Annotated in this window: 20 protein-coding genes; 9 read left to right on the top strand and 11 right to left on the bottom strand. The window is 35.6% G+C overall.

The annotated features are described in order from the left end of the window. Positions 1-85 precede the first annotated feature (85 nt). The 6 genes from ACSVDH_RS17690 to ACSVDH_RS17665 all read right to left on the bottom strand — a co-directional run bounded on the left by ACSVDH_RS17690 (position 86) and on the right by ACSVDH_RS17665 (position 3,235). The gene (locus ACSVDH_RS17690) at positions 86-529 is read right to left on the bottom strand and encodes a cupredoxin domain-containing protein (RefSeq protein WP_299093511.1); all 444 of its coding nucleotides are present in this window, start codon (positions 527-529) and stop codon (positions 86-88) included. Positions 530-761: 232 nt separating this feature from the next. After that, positions 762-971 (bottom strand): cold-inducible protein YdjO-related protein, encoded by a 210-nt coding sequence (locus ACSVDH_RS17685; protein WP_299093513.1) that lies wholly within the window; start codon positions 969-971, stop codon positions 762-764. A 130-nt stretch (positions 972-1,101) separates the two neighbouring features. Beyond that, complete coding sequence (locus ACSVDH_RS17680; protein WP_299093514.1) at positions 1,102-1,281, bottom strand: H-type small acid-soluble spore protein; 180 nt, start codon at positions 1,279-1,281, stop codon at positions 1,102-1,104. Between the two features lie 80 nt (positions 1,282-1,361). After that, entirely contained in the window at positions 1,362-2,546 is a 1,185-nt protein-coding gene (locus ACSVDH_RS17675) for a DUF418 domain-containing protein (RefSeq protein ID WP_439253632.1), read from the bottom strand. Positions 2,547-2,708: 162 nt separating this feature from the next. Then, positions 2,709-2,897, bottom strand: coding sequence for a hypothetical protein (locus ACSVDH_RS17670; protein WP_439253634.1), 189 nt, complete (start codon positions 2,895-2,897; stop codon positions 2,709-2,711). A 131-nt stretch (positions 2,898-3,028) separates the two neighbouring features. Beyond that, positions 3,029-3,235: an alpha/beta-type small acid-soluble spore protein gene (locus tag ACSVDH_RS17665; RefSeq protein WP_439253635.1), complete on the bottom strand. Its 207-nt coding sequence runs from the start codon at positions 3,233-3,235 to the stop codon at positions 3,029-3,031. 250 nt (positions 3,236-3,485) lie between these two features. Between ACSVDH_RS17665 and ACSVDH_RS17660 the strand changes: the two genes are divergently transcribed. After that, positions 3,486-4,268: an alpha/beta fold hydrolase gene (locus tag ACSVDH_RS17660; RefSeq protein ID WP_439253637.1), complete on the top strand. Its 783-nt coding sequence runs from the start codon at positions 3,486-3,488 to the stop codon at positions 4,266-4,268. Between the two features lie 108 nt (positions 4,269-4,376). Beyond that, entirely contained in the window at positions 4,377-5,423 is a 1,047-nt protein-coding gene (locus ACSVDH_RS17655) for an aldose epimerase family protein (RefSeq protein ID WP_439253638.1), read from the top strand. A 57-nt stretch (positions 5,424-5,480) separates the two neighbouring features. Here ACSVDH_RS17655 and ACSVDH_RS17650 read toward each other — a convergent pair whose 3' ends face one another. Together ACSVDH_RS17650 and ACSVDH_RS17645 are read right to left on the bottom strand one after the other, a co-directional pair. After that, positions 5,481-5,672: a hypothetical protein gene (locus ACSVDH_RS17650; RefSeq protein WP_439253639.1), complete on the bottom strand. Its 192-nt coding sequence runs from the start codon at positions 5,670-5,672 to the stop codon at positions 5,481-5,483. Positions 5,673-5,883: 211 nt separating this feature from the next. Further along, positions 5,884-6,663: a hypothetical protein gene (locus tag ACSVDH_RS17645; protein WP_439253640.1), complete on the bottom strand. Its 780-nt coding sequence runs from the start codon at positions 6,661-6,663 to the stop codon at positions 5,884-5,886. Between the two features lie 155 nt (positions 6,664-6,818). Here ACSVDH_RS17645 and ACSVDH_RS17640 point away from each other — a divergent pair, with 155 nt between their 5' ends. Together ACSVDH_RS17640 and ACSVDH_RS17635 are read left to right on the top strand one after the other, a co-directional pair. Further along, positions 6,819-7,451, top strand: coding sequence for a hypothetical protein (locus ACSVDH_RS17640; protein ID WP_439253642.1), 633 nt, complete (start codon positions 6,819-6,821; stop codon positions 7,449-7,451). A 390-nt stretch (positions 7,452-7,841) separates the two neighbouring features. Continuing rightward, positions 7,842-8,141, top strand: coding sequence for a hypothetical protein (locus ACSVDH_RS17635; RefSeq protein WP_439253643.1), 300 nt, complete (start codon positions 7,842-7,844; stop codon positions 8,139-8,141). 53 nt (positions 8,142-8,194) lie between these two features. Here ACSVDH_RS17635 and sinI read toward each other — a convergent pair whose 3' ends face one another. Further along, on the bottom strand, positions 8,195-8,347 hold the full coding sequence (gene sinI, locus ACSVDH_RS17630; protein WP_439253644.1) for a DNA-binding anti-repressor SinI: 153 nt from the start codon (positions 8,345-8,347) through the stop codon (positions 8,195-8,197). 177 nt (positions 8,348-8,524) lie between these two features. On the opposite strand from sinI, the gene ACSVDH_RS17625 reads away from it, so the two are divergent. Beyond that, positions 8,525-9,301 (top strand): glycerophosphodiester phosphodiesterase, encoded by a 777-nt coding sequence (locus tag ACSVDH_RS17625; protein WP_439253645.1) that lies wholly within the window; start codon positions 8,525-8,527, stop codon positions 9,299-9,301. A 74-nt stretch (positions 9,302-9,375) separates the two neighbouring features. On the opposite strand, the gene ACSVDH_RS17620 is transcribed toward ACSVDH_RS17625, so the two are convergent. Next, a complete protein-coding gene (locus ACSVDH_RS17620) occupies positions 9,376-9,558 on the bottom strand; it encodes a hypothetical protein (RefSeq protein WP_299088551.1) in 183 nt (60 codons plus the stop codon). Between the two features lie 325 nt (positions 9,559-9,883). Then, positions 9,884-10,786 carry a glutamate biosynthesis transcriptional regulator GltC gene (gltC, locus tag ACSVDH_RS17615; protein ID WP_299088550.1) on the bottom strand — a complete coding sequence of 301 codons (903 nt, stop codon included), beginning with the start codon at positions 10,784-10,786 and terminating at the stop codon, positions 9,884-9,886. A 137-nt stretch (positions 10,787-10,923) separates the two neighbouring features. Between gltC and gltB the strand changes: the two genes are divergently transcribed. The 4 genes from gltB to ACSVDH_RS17595 all read left to right on the top strand — a co-directional run bounded on the left by gltB (position 10,924) and on the right by ACSVDH_RS17595 (position 19,193). After that, positions 10,924-15,486, top strand: coding sequence for a glutamate synthase large subunit (gene gltB / locus ACSVDH_RS17610; protein ID WP_439253646.1), 4,563 nt, complete (start codon positions 10,924-10,926; stop codon positions 15,484-15,486). A 15-nt stretch (positions 15,487-15,501) separates the two neighbouring features. Then, the gene (gltD, locus tag ACSVDH_RS17605) at positions 15,502-16,986 is read left to right on the top strand and encodes a glutamate synthase small subunit (protein ID WP_439253647.1); all 1,485 of its coding nucleotides are present in this window, start codon (positions 15,502-15,504) and stop codon (positions 16,984-16,986) included. Positions 16,987-17,209: 223 nt separating this feature from the next. Then, positions 17,210-17,863, top strand: a complete 654-nt coding sequence (locus ACSVDH_RS17600) for a rhamnogalacturonan acetylesterase (RefSeq protein WP_439253648.1) — start codon at positions 17,210-17,212, stop codon at positions 17,861-17,863. Positions 17,864-17,993: 130 nt separating this feature from the next. After that, positions 17,994-19,193 (top strand): oligogalacturonate lyase family protein, encoded by a 1,200-nt coding sequence (locus tag ACSVDH_RS17595; protein WP_439253649.1) that lies wholly within the window; start codon positions 17,994-17,996, stop codon positions 19,191-19,193. Positions 19,194-19,457: the final 264 nt, after the last annotated feature.

Raw genomic sequence — 19,457 nt, 5'->3', positions numbered from 1 at the left:
AATAAATAACAATGACAAACCTTCCAACGATGATCGGTCTTATATCTAGTGTTTTGGAGCAGACCCTTTCATTTTATAATCAATGCTAATCAACAACAATCGTAGCAATCATAGGGACTCCATGCCCAGCATGGCTATGTGTGTCACAAACTAGTCTGTAAGTGCCCTCTTTTTTAAAATGCAAAGGAACAATTGTTTCTTCTCCTTTTTTAACAGTTCCTTTTATATCTGTTCCTTCAATGTAAAACGGGTGTTCTTCACCATTTACACCAAAAATACTTAGTGTAACATCTTTATCTTTTGGGATGACAATGGTTCCAGGGTCAAAGCGGTAGGCTTCAATTTTTTTGCCATCAGCTGTTGTTGAGGTAAATTCGCCGGTTACCATGTTTATGACAAGTTCACTGCCTTGTTCCTGACTATCATTAAATGTAGGAATAGCGTCATTTGTATAATAATACAATCCACCAACTACAATTGCTGCAACAACTAGCAACAACCATTTTCTTTTAATGATGACAAACTTCATAACGTTCCCTCCTCATAATACATTTCTCCTTATCTATATGACATTTAGGAGGAGAACTTGTCTAAAAGTTTGTCAAAGGGATTCTTTATTTAAATTTCATATAAAAAAGTCTGACTCAAAACGAAAGGGTCAGACCCTTAAACACTAAATATAGGAGAAAATAGTTAGAAATCCTATATGAGTGTTACATGAAAGGTCTGACCCTTTATAAAAAATTCGTTGTAAATCTATTTTATTCCTTTTTTGCTTTTACTGCTGAGAAATTTTCTACCACTGGTAAAGTACGTTCGTCTTCAACCATAGCATGTCCACAAAGCGGACAATCCGGGTTCTCATTGGATTTGAAATTATCTCTCATCCAACCATTGCATTCAGCTGATCCACAAGTCCATATCTTAAGGTTTACCTCTGGTGGCTTTTCGACTTGCTGTTGAAATCTCATTTAAACACATCCTTTGGTAAGGAGATTAACTACTACATACATTATACACATTTTTCCTTACAATATGTATAATACTTACTAATATCCTTCAGGTATTGTATCAACCCAAAAAAGGAATAAACATGTAAAATTATACTTCTTTTAATTCCGCAACAGGAACTTGGGTCCGTTCCTCAAGAGGTCCTCTTAAATGACAAGTAACCATTTCTTGATCTTCATGTAATTCATCAATCCAGACAGAGACACCATTGTATATGACTTTAATATCGGCTGATGAAGAAAGGATTTGTTTTACTCGATTTATATCCAATTTTATTCCTCCTCATGTCATTTTCACTTGTAAAAATCTTCATTTTATTTTTTGCAAAATAAAGGATCTTTATCCACATATTATTTATTTGAAATATACTTGTTTGCAGGCCATCTTTTAAATGGTACAAGCTTTCCATAAGTGAAGCAGCGCCATATCCATTCAAATGGTCCATGATGAAAATAAATAAGCCAAAAATAGCTAAATAATAATTGAGAAGAGAATAAGATCATGCTAAAAAGGGTACCTTCTAGTAATCCAATCTGTCCATATAAATGAAAAAAACGATAAAAACCAATACATATAATCGATTGTAAGAGATAGTTGGTTAATGCCATCTTTCCAATAAAATGAAACGGAAATAAAGCATTTGACTTTTTTGTAAGAAAATAAAACGAGCTCATATAAAAAATGCTCATGATAATCCCACTAATGCTTGTTAGAAAATGGCTCAGCCTATTCACAGAAATACCAAAGGAATGGGTAGAGGTTAAGATTAGTATGTTTACAGCAAGGAAAGGCAAGCTTAACAAGAAACTCCATTTACATATATTTTTTATATGTAAATCATTATCTTCGTTATGTAAATATAATTGCTTCTTACCGGTATATAGACCAAGTAAAAACATCCCTAAAACAGGGATCATTGCAAAAGGAATTTGCAAAAGAATTGGGAGGATCTCAATCTTCAATCGGTATAAAAGCCATTCAGGATAAGAGGCTTCTGCATAGACGGATGTATATTCTGAAACAATGTTATTATATAAAGGTTCATTTAACTGTGTCCCAGCAGGAATATAAAAAACGGTTGCACTTAGCACAATATGATAAAGAGAAATGAAAAAAAATGCCCAATACAAAATATAACGGTTTGATAGCTTACGAAAAAATATCAGCAAAAGCCCTGCTAATGCATATAGATGTAAGATATCTCCGTACCAAATAAAAACTAAATGAAAAAGACCGAACATTAGAAGAACTAGTAATCTCTTAATAAAAAGGTTCATTCCATTGGTCTTTTTGAGAAAAAAATAAAAGCCAAGTCCAAATAAAAATGAAAAAATAGGATAAAATTTCATATGGATAAAAAGCTGAAAAAATAGTGAGAAAAAATATTCTAAACCTTGGTAGGTGACAGGTTTTCCATAATACATCTCAATAAATTCCGGTGAATAAAAGCTTCGCATGTTTACTAACAAAATACCTAACAAGGAGAACCCGCGAATAATATCGATTAATATGATCCTGTTTTGCTGATCTTTCATTTTATTTCCCTCTTTTACCGTTGTATCAATTCTTGTTCATTTTATCACAATAAATGAAAGGGGAATCACCATTTACTGCATATGCCTTTAGGAAAAAATAAAAAGAAGAAAGGAGCAAATCAAAGGGACAGGTTAGTCCTTTTGAGAAACCCCCGTCATTTATTATTTCAATGTGTTATTTTCTTCAAATACATCTCTGCCTGCCCCAACAGACATATCTGTATTAGACCTAGTATTCACACTACTTGTAAACGTATTTTTTTTATGTGCATTTTTTTGATTTGAACCAAGATATTCAGATTTATGCTTAGCTTCTGTTTTAATAAATTTGTTAAAGTTTTCATTTACCATAAAAGATCATCTCCTAAGGATATAGTTATTCCCGACTATCATAACCATTTTTCTATTGATTCATTAAACGTCTTTCGAAATATGAAAAAGGTACCAATGAGGTACCTTATAGCCACTAATATAAGGATTGATTATCGCACTCCACCGCTCATTTGTTGTTGAGCAAAAGATACCAAACGTTTTGTGATTTCTCCACCAACAGATCCATTTGCACGAGATGTTGTTTCTGCACTAAGGTTTACCCCAAATTCAGAAGCAATTTCAAATTTCATTTGGTCGATCGCTTGAGCAGCACCAGGTACTAAAAGTTGGTTTGAGCTATTACTGGTGCTTGCCATATTGATCCATCTCCTTTATGAATGATTAATTGGTGGGTTAAGTTGGATTTGCACCAAGCTTTTAACCTACTAGGCTAACCCATTATAAAATCTAGTGATGATTCCTTTAATAATTTGTTGATAATAATTTTTCACAATACATTCGCAATATTCTTTTTACCGTTTGGTAAGTATTTCTATTAACAGCAAAAGAACTAACTTGATGGATTTGTGGAATAATACTAGCAATAATCGATTAGGGGTTGATCTTATGCCAACGGTAATAATAGAGGATAATAAAAAAATAACATATGATGACCTTGGAGATGGGATACCGATACTCTTTATTCATCCACCTGGAATGGGAAGGCATGTCTTCTATTATCAACGAAAGTTAAGTGATAAGATGAGGGTGATCATTCCGGATTTAACAGGTCATGGAGATAGTTCAGAGGCAAATGTAAACGATCTTTCTATCATGTATTATAGTAAAGAAATCTTAGCTTTACTTGATGCATTAAAGATTAAGTCCGCTGTACTTTGCGGCTATTCCGCTGGGGGCGGAATTGCGCAAATAATTAGCTCCCATTATCAGGAACGTGTTTCTGGCCTAATTTTAATTGGAGGATATCCAGCAGTTCTAAATGCTTCACTTAAAGTGGAACATAAACTAGGAATGTATATGGTGAAACATCATAGAAACTTGCTAACGAACATTTTAGCTAACAGTCATACGAAAAATAAAGATTTAAAAGAACTCTTGATATCCCATATGAACAAAGCTCAACTAGGTGCATGGTATAAATTTTATCAAGAGGTTCTCGATATGAATGTAACAAACGATTTTAAAGAGATTCGTGTTCCTTTACTTTGGATGGATGGAACGAGGTCTGATGCAATAAATCTATACCAAAATTTTTATAGGAAACACTCAGCAAATTATCGCATTGTCCTGTTTAAACATGTAAACCATCAAATACCTACCAAGAAATGGAAGTCGGTGAATGAAGAAATCGTTCAATATATTTGTAAATTAGAAAAAAATTTAAACTGATAGCAGGAAATACAGGATAAATAGCTAATATTTTATAGATTAATGTTTTATATTTAGAAGATAAAAAATTCTGACATACTAAGGAATCGAGCAGAAGGAGAGAGAAGCATGAAGGTTGTTAAAGAGCAATTTGGTGAATACAATGGTGAAGCAGTTTATTCCTATTCACTTCAAAATAAACATGGAATGAAGGTAACCTGTATCAATCTTGGCTGTATTATTACCGAAATCCTTACCCACAATAAAGAGGGACAATTAGAGAATGTGGTTCTTGGATTTGATGATGTTGAGAATTACCTTGAAAATTCTCCTTATTTCGGTGCGGTAGTGGGGCGTGTTGCTGGAAGAATTAAAAACGGCAGCTTTGATTTAGACGGAGAAACTTATGAATTACCACAAAATGAAAACGCTAATCATTTGCATGGCGGTCTGGAAGGCTTCGACCGAAAACTTTGGGATGCCAAACCAATTGTGACAAACAATGAGACTGGCGTAGAGTTTAGCTATGTTAGTAAAGATGGAGAAGAGGGATACCCAGGTACGTTAACTGTAAAAGTAACGTATTTATTAACAGATCAAAATGAATTGATCATGACGTACGATGCGACAACAGATAAGAAAACATTAGTGAATTTAACGAACCATACATACTTTAATTTAAGTGGAAATATAAAAAATGATATTTTATCACATAAATTAAAGATAAATAGCAAAAAATTTCTTGAACTAAATGATCAATTAATACCAACTGGAAATTTCCTTGATGTTGAAAATACTCCATTTGATTTTCAAAAAGAAAAAGAACTGCGTGAAGCGATCTTAGCTGATCACAAGCAGGTTCAATTAGTTGGACAAGGAATTGACCATCCATTCTTATTAGATGAAGATCAAAAGAAAGAAATCGTCTTACTTGATGAAGAAAGCGGAAGAAAGCTACTTGTTGAAACAGAAGAACAAAGCGTTGTTGTCTACACATCAAATATGCTTGGTGACTTTAGAATAAGAGATGTGCAAGCTAGAAAGTATTTAGGAATTTGTCTAGAAACACAAGGGCTTCCAGACTCTATCCATCATCCACAGTTTTCTCCTTGTATTCTTGATGTTGGTGATGAATACAAAACAACGACAAAATTTACCTTTACGATCAATCAATAACTTACTAGAGGATGTCTCATTCGATAAATGATCTGAGCATCCTCTAAATTTTTTTGACTATTCTTTATAAGGATATGACACATGAATACTGTCTACCGTACCTGGTTCATCCTGAATATTACAAAGCGAATCGAGATAATGTTTAAACTCGCGCTTTAACTCCTCAGGAGCACCTGGTTTTAAATGCCAATTTCCTGGTTCATCAACAAAATATACACTCTTTACGAATTCAGGCAGTTTTTCTGGCATCTTCTCTCCTCCTATCCTTTTTCTTGCTATTTTAGTTTTTACCTAAAAGTCGTTGTAAAAACATGTTTGCTTTATTATAAGGATGTTTTTACGACGAATAATAGAATGCCTGCAGCGGAAAGAGCGGTAGTTTAAATCCAACAGTAAAATAAAAGAGCTGATCTAATAAAGGCAATAGATTGCCGATTAGGTCAGCTTTATGAAGGAAGACTCAATTTATTTTTGTTAATTCTTTTTCCTTCTTTTCCTTATTAACCGTTATTCGATGAAAAATTCCATATTTGCTTAATAATTGTGTGACAAATCCTGTAATTTGCTGATAATTTTCTTCAATCTTTTCAACTACATAGCTAATCCTTTCAAACAGAGTTGCTTTTAGGCTATCTAAGTCTCTTGACACCTTCTGATTTATGGCTTCTTGATGATCTAATCGTTCTAAAATCGTTATATGAAAAGATTCTTGTAGTTGAAGTGTTTTTAAGATATCTTCGTTTATGATTTTTTGTTCTGTTAGCTGATCACTGAAATGATCGTGAAGTCCGCCAAAAAGTTCAATCTTTTTCGCCAACTGCTTAATGGCGGTATCCTGTATGGTAAGCTGATCAACGATTGCTTGGTTGACGACCCCTTCATTATCTTGTCTTTTCATAAGTTCTTGATTAAATTCGTCAATGGCTTCAAATCGTTTAATCAATGCTTTATATGCTTCATCCTGTTTCAGGATATTTTCAACTAATGGTGCTGTATGTTGTTCCTGATGTTCGAGTTTTGTCAAGACATGATGAAATTGCTGCTGCTGCTCATTCTTTGCTTCATTTACTAAGCAATTAATGTTATCTGAGGCTTGTTTTAATGAAGAATTGATTTGATTCTGCTGGATGATAAATTCCTGCAAATAATTTTTACGAAACGTAGCTTGGTTTGATGAAATATTGATTTTTGCAGGGTTTTTATAAATAAAAGGTTCTGCTTCCTTTTTTATATAAACCACATTTTCTCCTCCTCTCTTGACTGTCGGAAGTGATGTTAATATCATATGTGCTTACCAAAAGAATTGATAACCGTTTTTCTTAGTCAAAAATTTTGCACGTTTTCTTAATGGCTAGGACATACTAGGGAGGATGAAAAAGGAAAGGTGGATGAAGGATGAGTATAGAATGGTTTGACCGTGTATGTGGTGAATTGCAGGATCAGCTTGAATCGATTTGTGAAAAATATGATCAAATTGGTCATATGTCAATTGACCGTGGTGCAAAGCATCCGAGAATTGAATTTTATGTAGAAGCAGAAGATGATGAACGCGATTATTTTTGTACATTGTTTTTCGATCCTCATAATGAAGATTTCTATATTGAAACGTTTGATTTTGAATACGAGCAAACCACTAGAACAATTCTTTCCGATATTGAAGACATTGTTGATACTATACATGATAGCTTTCATTATTATCTTAATGATGACATTGAGGATGATGTCGAAAATGATTATGAGTATGTAGAGGAAGAAAATACTGAGTTTCTTGAAGAAATTGATGTCGAATGGGAGACTCCAGAAGTAACAGCGTTTATTTATAAAGATGAAGTTGAAGTTACTTATCAGTTTGGTGTAGTACAGGAGACAGGAGATGGCGTACTTCGTCGAATAAACCGGATTCGAACTGATGAAGATGACATAATTAAAGATGAGACAAATTTCATTTTTAGTAAAGAAGAGGCTAGTACTATTATTGCTATGATTGCAAGTCATATGGATTCTTTATCTGAATTTGATTTACAATAGATCGTATAATGTTTTTCAAATAAAAATTGAAAATACAAAGGGTCTGACCACAGCGACAAGGGTCTGACCCTATTTTTATTCCTTTCAAACAATGGAAAACTAAAAAATATTATTGGCATTAATTTGTTTTTTTATATAGTTAATGTTGAATGTAGGAAAATTCGTTTATGATCGCGAAGATAAAAGAATGACAAGTTTTATCAGACTTTTATGATAGAAAAACAAAAAAGGCTGGATTAATGAACACTTCGAGAAAGAACGAAATGCTGAACAACAAGAATAAATCGGGTTGTAAGGAAAATAAAAGTGGATGATATTGATAAAATGACAACATTTACTAACAAGTAATCTTTAAAATGAAGAAACGCAACTTGCATGAGGAGGAACAAAGTGACAATATTAGCAAATCTGCCATACAGCAAAGTAACGAGATGGATTGAAGAAAATCGTCAATTTCATAAGGAATTAGAGTATGAAATAGTCCTCACAACTGAAAGATTATGCACATCCTTTGATACATTTTTATTAAAGGAAGTATTAGATATTTCATACCGATTTTTTTCAGAGAATACTGGCTTTCTTTACTTGCATACAACAAAAGGAATGTACTCTTATACTGTGAAAACCAATCCGGAACATTTTATTAACCAATTTAAACAGATTAAACATTCCCAGAAACAAACGAAATAAAAAGGGGCTTTCTCAAAAAAAGTTTTTTCTTTTGAGTCAGCCACCTATGTTGTTTAGAGTTTTTTCTTTTTCAGTTTTTTTGCTGCAATAAATTTTTTGAAATCTTCTTTGTTTATCCCCGATTTCATTGCTTCTTTTACTAATGCCACGATCTCTTTATTATTTGCTTCTTCTAACCCATTATCATGTATGTAGCCATTGTTCAAGTTATCCCCCTCCATTTCTTCAATATTCGTGTATTAATTTTGAATGAACAAGCAGAGTAATACCCTTTTTCATACCCTTTTAAACCTAAACTTAGAAAATTAATGGTAAAATAAATGAAGAAATGTTATCCGTTTTATCATAATGAGAGTAAAACAAGTAGGCGGGAGAGAAAAATGATGAACTCCTTGTTAAGAAAAATTCTGCAACTAAATTCTTATAGTGCAACCAATCGTAAGTTACAAGTTATTGCTCATCGGGGGGCATCTGGTTATGCACCTGAGAATACGATGATTTCGTTTAGAAAAGCGCTGGATTTAAAAGCTGATTATATTGAATTAGATATCCAAATGACAAAAGATGGTGAGATTGTCGTTATTCATGATGCAACTGTTGACAGAACTACTAATGGTACGGGTAATGTAAGAGATTTTACATATGAAGAGCTAAGAAAGCTGGATGCAGGGCAATGGTTTCATAAAAAATTTTCAGGTCAGCAGATTCCTACTTTTCAAGAGGTAATAACTGAATTTCATGGAAAAGTTGGGTTTTTAATTGAAATTAAAAACGCTAATTTATATCCTTCCATTTCAGAAAGGCTTGCAGCTGAACTAAAAAAGAATTCTCTTGATCACCCTAATCATAACGAAATTATCGTACAGTCGTTCGATTTTGAGTTTTTAGAGGAATTTAATAAATTAGCACCAACTATTCCATTAGGACTACTGGTGAAATATCGTGTCCAAGGTATATCAAATGTACAATTAAAAGAATGGTCAAAACTTGTTCAATACATTAATCCGAATAAAGCGCTTGTCACAAGGAGGCTTGTTAAAAAAATCCACGACTATCATATGCAGGTTATGCCATATACAGCTAGAGACATGAAGGCAGTAAAAGCCTTAAAGCATGCAAAGGTAGATGGGATTATTACAGATTTTCCGGATTATATATAGTAAAAAACAATTTATTAATAAGGGTGTCCCTTCTTGGCAAATACCAAAGTAGGATCACCCTTCATTTGTGCTCCTTAATTGTTTTCCTGCTGCTGACCGAATTCTTTTTCAGCTATTAAAGAATTGGCTACTTCTTGATGTTTATGTTCGTTTACAGAATCTCCATCAATATTTTTTAAATTTGGATAGCTTCCGTCTGTTTGTAATGTTATTTGTTCTTTTTTAGGAGCGTTTGTAAGATAGTTTTCTTTTTTCACAGGTTTCAAGCCTCCAAGAAAATAATCAGTGATAAACCACTTTTTCAGAAAACTTAATGGACAGATATTCTCCCTTGATGGAATTCCTATTATCCATCAGTAAGAAAACGACCATAGAAGGATGTCTCACTCGATTGTAGTTTGAGCAAATGTAAGGATTTTCATTCCCATTTTTGTTAATAATAAAAATGTATATATAATAGTAGAAACTAGGCTTGCTTTACCATTTATTACTTACATAAGGAATTAAAAAAATTTGTTATGATGGTAACACGGGCGGACAAAATGAAAATGCCGCCCCTATTGAGGCAGCCCGTAGTTGATATTATTGATATTGCTCTAGCATTGAAAAGAACTCTTTAACGAATTTAAAAAAGACTTTTTCAGAAGGGGCGAGGTCTCTTTTTTTAGAAATAATGATTCCGACTGTTCTTCTGACAATAGGAAGCTCAATTGGGATTTTCACCGTGAATCTTGGGATTGTTTCATAAAAGGTGCTATCGGGTAATAAGGTAACACCCATCCCTGCAGACACTAGCCCTTTGATCGCATCTAAATCTTCACCTTCTGAAGAGATGCTTGGGACAAAACCAGCCTGTTTGCATGCTTCAATAACAATTTCCTGAAGAATATAGCCTCTAGGAAATAAGACAAATTGGTCATTCCTAAGTTCATTTAGGAGAATGCTTTTTTTAGACGCCAGTGGGTGTGTAGATGGCAGCAGAGCAGAAATATTTTCAGAAAATAAAATGGTGCCTTCGATTTCTGGAATGTTTTGCGGAACAGGTCCTAAAAAAGCTAAGTCTATTTCGCGGTTGATGACGGAATCAATTAAAAACTTATATGAGCCTTGCCTTAAATGGAAACCAACATTCGGGTATTTTTCTTTAAATGCTGAAATGACAGTTGGTAATAAATGACTTGCAAGGCTTGTCGGAAATCCGATCTTTATTGAACCTCTTTCAGGATCAAGATACTCATCGATTTGTTTTTTGGCATGATCGATCGCTTTGATTGCGGTTTTAGTATGTTCAAGAAATACCTTTCCAATTGGAGTTAGCTTTACATTTCGACCTTCTCTTTCAAACAAAGTCACACCTAACTCCGCTTCTAAATTAGCAATTTGTCTGCTGATAGCAGATTGGGCAACATGTAAATATTGTGCAGCTTCAGAAACATGTTCCCGTTCAGCAACTTCCATAAAATAGTGTAATTGGCGTAATTCCATCGCGGCCTCCTATCGATTTATATCAATATTAGATAGATCTTATCTAAATTATATATTGTTAATATCAATTTGCAAAGATATAATGTAATTATCTGAAAATTATCGGGTGTAAGATTATCTAACGGGGGGAGATATACATGACTTACAATCAAATTCCTAAAGCACAAGGTCTCTACCGTCCTGAGTTTGAACATGACGCATGCGGTATCGGTTTATACGCTCATATTAAAGGCCACGCTACACATGATATTGTAAAAAAAGGACTGAACATGCTTTGTCAATTAGACCACAGGGGTGGACAAGGCAGTGACCCGCTTACAGGTGATGGCGCTGGTTTAATGGTGCAAATCCCTGATGCATTCTTCAAAAAAACTTGTCAGGAAATGACTCTTCCTGAAAGTGGTCGTTACGGTGTTGGAATGATGTTCTTTTCAACAGACGACAATGAGAGAAAACAAATTGAGGAACAACTTAACAACTTTATTGAAGCAGAAGGTCAAATATTATTAGGCTGGAGAACTGTACCAGTAAACGTAGAAGCCATTGGACCTGTTGCTAAATTAAGCTGCCCTGTCGTTCGTCAAGTATTCATTGGTGCAAATGAGAACATTACTGATAATATTACGTTTGAACGTAAATTATATGTGATCCGTAAACAAGCAGAGAAATGGGCTGCAGAACGTGAATTGCGCTTTTATTTTACTAGTCTTTCAAGCAGCACCATTGTTTATAAAGGTCTTCTTACTCCAGAACAGGTGGATGCTTTTTATTTAGATTTACAAGATGAAGACTTTGTTTCTGCTTTTTCTTTAGTTCATTCACGCTTTAGTACAAATACTTTCCCTAGCTGGGAGAGAGCACATCCTAACCGCTATTTAATTCACAATGGTGAAATAAATACACTTCGTGGAAACATGAACTGGATGAAAGCGAGAGAACAGCAATTCGTATCTGAAGCATTTGGTGAAGATCTTGAAAAGGTTCTGCCAATATTAGATGCAGAAGGTAGTGACTCATCTATTTTAGATAATGCCTTTGAATTCTTTGTTTTAGCAGGTCGCAAGCCAGCACATGCAGCCATGATGATGATTCCGGAACCTTGGACAGAGAACCCTCATATGAGCCCTGAGAAAAGAGCTTTTTATGAATATCACAGCTGCTTAATGGAGCCTTGGGACGGACCGACTGCGATTTCCTTTACAAACGGTAAACAAATCGGAGCGATTTTAGATCGTAACGGCTTACGTCCAGCACGTTACTATGTAACCAAGGACGATTACATTATCTTCTCTTCTGAAGTAGGGGTTATCGAGGTTGAAGAGGAGAACGTTCTTTACAAGGATCGATTAAGTCCTGGGAAAATGCTTCTTATTGACTTAGAAGAAGGACGCATTATTTCGGACGAAGAAATTAAAGAAGAAATGTCGAAAGAAGAGCCATATCAAGAATGGTTAAATGAGCAGCTTATTAAGCTAAATGATACAGAAATGCTAGTAGAGGAAGTTGTAGCAGATCTTTCCGACCGTCAACGTGCATTTGGTTACACGTATGAAGATATCAAAAAGTACTTGCTTCCTATTATTACAGAAGGTAAAGATCCGCTTGGGTCAATGGGGAATGACACACCTTTAGCGGTTCTGTCAGATCGCCCGCAATCACTTTTCAATTACTTTAAACAACTTTTTGCGCAAGTTACAAATCCGCCAATTGATGCGATTAGAGAGCAAATTGTAACATCAACGATGACGTTGCTTGGGACTGAAGGAAACATTCTTCATCCAACTAAAGAAAATGCTCGCAGAATTCAGCTTGACACACCAGTGCTTTCTAATGATCAGTTATCACAATTACGCCTAAATCTATATGACGGATTTAAAAGCAAAACAATTGACACATTATTTACAGAAGATTTAGAAAATTCTTTACAAGAACTATTTACAAAAGCTGAAAAAGCTATTGCTGAAGATGTTAATATCATTATCTTATCTGATCGTGAAATGAATGCAGAAAAAGCAGCGATCCCTGTATTGTTAGCAGTTAGTGCATTGCACCAACACTTGGTTCGTCAAGGTACTCGTACAAAAGCAAGCATCATTGTTGAATCAGGAGAGGTAAGAGAAGTACACCATTTTGCAGCTTTAATTGGCTATGGCGCTGATGCGATTAATCCTTATCTAACTTATGCCACTTATAAGGAAGCAGTATTAGATGGAAGCTTGGCAGTTAGCTATGAAGAAGCTGTTGCGAAATACATTAAAGGCATTACAGAAGGTGTTGTAAAAGTAATGTCTAAAATGGGGATTTCCACTGTACAAAGTTATCGCGGCGCTCAAATTTTTGAAGCTGTCGGTATTGGTGCAGATGTTATTGACCGCTTCTTTACTGGAACTGCGTCACAACTTGGCGGAATCGGCTTAGACACCATTGCGAAGGAAGCTCTTTTACGCCATAAAGATGCATTTGCTGATAAAGTGGATAAAACATTGGATTCTGGTAGTGATTTTCAATGGAGAAAGAATGGAGAGCATCATGCTTTTAACCCGACAACCATCCACACATTACAATGGGCTTGTCGCAAAAATGATTATGAACTCTTCAAGAAATTTTCACATGCTGCAAATGAGGAAAGACTTGGCTTCTTACGTAATTTGTTTGCATTTAACAGCAACAGAACTGCGATTTCAATCGATGAGGTAGAATCGGTTGAATCGATTGTGAAACGATTTAAAACAGGTGCGATGTCTTTTGGGTCATTAAGTAAAGAAGCTCACGAAACATTGGCAATTGCGATGAACCGTTTAGGCGGTAAAAGCAATAGCGGTGAGGGTGGAGAAGATTCAAATCGTTATACACCTGATGAAAATGGTGACTTCCGCCGCAGTGCGATTAAACAAATTGCCTCAGGTCGTTTCGGTGTAAAAAGCCATTATTTAGTAAACGCGGATGAGCTGCAAATTAAAATGGCTCAAGGTGCTAAGCCTGGTGAAGGTGGTCAATTACCAGGAAATAAGGTATACCCATGGGTAGCAGATGTGCGTGGTTCAACACCAGGTGTTGGTTTAATTTCACCTCCACCACATCATGATATTTACTCAATTGAAGATTTAGCACAGCTGATTCATGATTTGAAAAATTCAAATCGCGATGCGCGTATTAGTGTTAAATTAGTTGCTAAAGCTGGAGTTGGTACAATTGCTGCTGGTGTTGCTAAGGGAGCAGCAGATGTTATTGTTATCAGTGGTTATGATGGCGGTACTGGAGCATCTCCAAAAACAAGTATTAAGCATACTGGTCTTCCTTGGGAGCTTGGTTTAGCGGAAGCACATCAAACATTGATGCTTAATGGCCTGCGTGACCGTGTTGTACTAGAAACAGATGGTAAATTAATGACAGGTCGTGACGTTGTCATGGCAGCGATCTTAGGTGCAGAAGAATATGGATTTGCAACTGCTCCGCTTGTTGTTATGGGGTGTATCATGATGCGTGTGTGTCATTTAGATACTTGTCCTGTCGGTGTTGCAACGCAAAATCCAGAACTTCGCGATAAATTTACTGGTGACCCAGATCACATTGTTAACTATATGCGTTTTGTTGCTCAAGAAGTTCGTGAAATCATGGCTGAGCTTGGCTTCAAGAACATGGACGAAATGATTGGTAGTACGGATGTATTGCAAGTAAGCGAGCGTGCAAAAGCACATTGGAAAGCAAAAGATTTAGATTTAACTACTCTTTTATTCCAACCTGAAGGAGCTCGTACTGCAAAGTTCAAGCAAAATCATAAAATTGATCAATCACTTGATATGGTAGAAATTTTACCTGCAGTTGCGAAGGCAATTGAAACAGGTACACCGATTGATGCCTCATTCTCGATAAAAAATATTAATCGTGTTGCTGGTACAATCGTTGGTAGTGAAATTTCTAAACGCTATGGCGAGGAAGGCCTGCCTGAAGATACAATTACACTGCGTTTCTCCGGTTCTGCAGGACAAAGCTTTGGTGCTTTCGTACCGCGTGGTGTAACGATGCACTTAACTGGTGATGCAAATGACTATTTAGGTAAGGGACTTTCAGGTGGAAAAATTATTGTTGCTCCACCAGCTGAATCAAGTATTGTTGCATCTGATAATGTCATTATTGGTAACGTACCATTCTATGGTGCGACAAGTGGTGAAGCCTATATTAATGGACGTGCGGGTGAGCGCTTTGGCGTACGAAACTCTGGTGTTAATGTAGTTGTAGAAGGTGTAGGAGATCATGGCTGTGAATATATGACTGGCGGCCGCGTTGTAATCCTAGGTGAAGTTGGTAAAAACTTTGGTGCAGGTATGTCAGGTGGTATTGCCTATGTACTTGCTGATAATAAAGAAGAATTTAAAAATCTTTGTAATACTGAGATGATTGAATTTGAAAGATTAACTGACGATAAGGAAATCAGAGATCTTGAAGATATGATCCAAGCTCATTTCCGCTATACAAACAGTTCAAAGGCTGAGTTTGTATTAGAGCATTGGAATGAAGTTTTACCGAAGTTTGTTAAGGTTATTCCTAAAGATTACAAACGAATGATGGAAAAAATTGCAGAACAAATGCAAGCTGGTTTAACGAATGAAGAAGCGATCATGAGTGCGTTTGAAGCAAATGCAAAATCTGAAAAAAAGGGAACGGCAATTTCATCACGTTCCAAAGCAGTAGTACAGTAGAAAGGGGAGAGGAAGATGGGGAAAGCAACAGGATTTTTAGAATTTAAGCGTGAAGAGGCGGCAGAACGTGAGCCGCTTGCACGTTTAAATGACTGGAAAGAGTATTCAGCTCCTTTCTCTGAGGAAAAGTTAAGCAGACAAGGAGCGCGCTGTATGGATTGCGCTACTCCTTTCTGTCATATTGGTACTGAAATCAATGGTTTCACTTCAGGATGCCCAATTCATAACTTAATTCCTGAGTGGAATGACCTAGTTTATCGTGGAAGATGGAAGGAAGCATTAGACCGTTTAGTAAAAACAAATAATTTCCCTGAATTTACAGGAAGAGTTTGTCCTGCTCCTTGTGAGGGCTCATGTAATGTCGCGATTTCTGATCCGGCTGTTACAATTAAAAACATTGAAAAAGCAATCATTGATAAAGGCTTTGAAAATGGTTGGATTACACCTCGTATTCCTGAAAAGCGCACAGGCAAAAAGATTGCTATTGTGGGATCAGGTCCAGCTGGTTTAGCAAGTGCTGACCAATTAAACCAAGCGGGACACTATGTAACAGTTTACGAGCGTGCAGACCGTCCGGGCGGATTGTTAACATACGGGATTCCAAACATGAAGCTTGATAAAGGAATTGTTGAACGCCGTATCAATTTATTAAGCCAGGAAGGAATTGCCTTTGTTACAAATACTGAGGTTGGTAAAGATATTACCGCTGAAGAACTTCGTGCGGAATATGATGCCGTAATCCTTTGTGTAGGTGCCCAAAAGCAGCGTGATCTAGTAATCGAAGGCCGTGAAGCAAACGGTGTTCACTTTGCAATGGATTATTTAACTACTTCAACAAAGAGCTATCTGGATTCAAACTTTGAAGACGGGCAGTTCATCAATGCAGAAGGTAAAGATGTAATTGTTATTGGCGGTGGAGATACAGGTGCTGACTGTGTCGCAACTGCTCTTCGTCAAAACTGTAAAAGTGTTGTTCAATTTGGTAAACACCCAAAATTACCAATGTCACGTACAAAAGAAAATATGTGGCCTGAAGCGCCGCATGTGTTTACGATGGAGTATGCTTATGAGGAAGCAGAAGCCAAATTCGGCAACGATCCTCGTGAATATTCTATCCAAACAAAGAAGCTTGTTGCTGATGAAAATGGGAACTTAAAAGAGCTTCATACTGTTCAAATGGAAAAGCTTAAAGATGAAAATGGTTTATACTACTTTAAGGAAATCCCTGGAACAGAAAAAGTATGGCCAGCTCAACTAGTATTCATTGCAATTGGTTTCGAGGGTGCGGAACAACCAGTATTAAAACAATTTAATGTAGAAACAACAGCTAGAAATGTTGTTGCTGCAAAATATGGCGATTTCAAAACAAACGTTGAAGGTGTGTTTGCAGCAGGTGATGCAAGACGCGGCCAAAGCTTAATCGTTTGGGCAATCAATGAAGGCCGTGAAGCAGCACGTGAAGTGGATCGTTATTTAATGGGCAGTACAGTTTTATCTTAATATAAGATTTTAATTGTTAAATGCACAAAGTGTTTTTTACTAAACACTTTGTGCATTTTTTATTTATCGCTTCATTGGCAACGAGCAATAAAATAGTAAACTCGCAAAAAAGTATAAATGAAGAAATCAGGCATGATCAAAATTGTACGATAGTCGTGCCAAGCTTTTTTTGCTTACTATATAAGAGAGTATAACAGTTTATCAAATGAAAGGAAGAAGGTTTATGCGTAAAAATAGAAGGAGAATTTTTCTTGCAGGAGATTCAACTGTCCAGGCTTATCAGAAAGACAGTAATCAAGGTGGATGGGGAGAATTTTTAACTCATTTTCTTCCAGAAGAAATTCAAGTGCTGAATCATGCGATAGGAGGAAGAAGCTCTAAAACCTTTGTAGAGGAAGGAAGGCTTCAAATGTTGCTTGAGGAAATGAATGAAAATGATTATTTATTAATCCAAATGGGCCACAATGATTCAACAAAATCCAAACCAGGGCGATACACTGAACCATATACAACATATAAGACATACTTAAGTAAGTATATCGAAGGTGCACAAGAGGTAAATGCCATACCAATTCTCATTACGCCTGTTGCAAGGCTTCATATAGAAAATGGGCAATTTATAAATGACTTTACCGATTATTGTCTGGCAATGAAACAACTCGCAGAGGAAAAAAAGGTAAAGTTAATCGATTTAATGGATAAAAGTTTGAGTTATTATCGATCAATAGGGTATGAACAATCCTTTCAACTATTTATGGCATCTATTAATGAGACTGATTATACTCATTTTACTAAAAAGGGTGCGAAAGAAATGGCTAAATTAGTAGCAGAAGCGTTAGAAGAGCTAGAATTAGAAGTTTTTGAAGTAATGAAGTAATAACTAAAAAAAGAAGATAGATACGTAAACAGTAAAAATAAAATCGCATTCAATGATAAATAGCGGGGTATATCTACTAAAACAGAAAAAAATTCACTTATTCGATATCATAATTTTAGGAGGAAACTCGATGACAAAGGGTAAAAAATGGCCATCCGAATTGAAAAGATTTCATGATCCGCTAACCGGTGCTGTAATCACACAACTAACGGATTATTTCGGACATAGTTACCATTTATATTTCACAAATAACGCATGGTATGACGGAAACACAAAATTATTAATTGGTTCTGACAGGGAAAACAGGACAAATTTATATAGCATTGACCTGCTAAGTGGAGAACTGACACAGCTTACAGATTTAAAACGAGATCAGAAAAAAGGAATTCAGGGTACATTTATTAACCCGCAAAAATTGGAAGCTTACTTTACATTGGATAAGAACATTATTGCCATCAATCTAGCATCCTATCAAGAGAAAACACTATTTGAACTTCCAGAAGGCTATCACTTTAGTAATTTAAGTTGTACTGCTGATGGGAAACATTTATGTTTTGGTCTTACTGAAGATTTATCATATTCGATTAAAAGCAACTTATCCGGCGGATATATTGGATTTGAGGAAACAGAAGCGGCAAGACCCCATTGCCAAATTTGTTTACTGAAAATAGAAACGGGAGATGTAAGGATTATTCATGAAGAACAGCGGTGGATTGGGCATATAAATGCATCTCCAACTCAACCAAATTTGATTACATTCTGTCATGAAGGACCATGGGAGAAAGTAGACCATCGAATTTGGGTGCTTGATATTGATACGGGTCAAAAATGGAAGGTTGCAGAGGGCGACCCTAATCAATATGCTGGACATGAATATTGGCATGCAGATGGTTTGAGGATTGGCTATCATGGCTTCACAGATTCATTGGATCGGAAAGATGGCAAATTTTTAGGCTCAATTAAATTTAATAATACAGAATGTGAACAATATCATTTTCCCTATCAAAATATGCATATTCATTCAAAAGATAGTGAATTAATTGTCGGTGATGGTCAGCAAACAACTGCTTATCACGGTTCATTCTATCAAGACTGTTTATTTTTGTGGAAAAAACATAATGATAAAATGGAGGGACCAAGAGTACTCTGCAAACATCGTGGTAGTTTTCATATTCAACAAGTTCATGTTCATCCATGTTTTAGTCCTGACGGAACGAAAATTCTTTTTACCAGTGATATGAGCGGATATGGTAACGTTTATTTAGTGGAGGTTCCAGCGTTTGATACTTTACCAGTCTTACAAAATCATAAGCTATGTAAAATAAATTAGCTTCTAGTTTAATTAACATTATGCACTAATATACAATCTGATAATAGTATTAAAGCATCCAATAATTAAGTATGGTATGTCCTATTTCACAAGAAGAACAGTGGTTAAATATACTATTCATTAACCATAAAAGCGTTTACAAAAAAGTATTATCTAGTCAAAAAAGTTGAAATTCACACTGCAAATTCAGTATTACCAATGGTTTTTTAGAAGGCAAAAAATGATAATTGTTAGAAAAATCGATTTGAATTATGGTAAAGACAG

The sequence above is a fragment of the Metabacillus sp. Hm71 genome, assembly GCF_051842955.2.
Lineage (GTDB): Bacteria > Bacillota > Bacilli > Bacillales > Bacillaceae > Metabacillus.
Note: the sequence above shows the minus strand (reverse complement) of the source record. Positions and strands in the feature narration are given on the sequence as shown.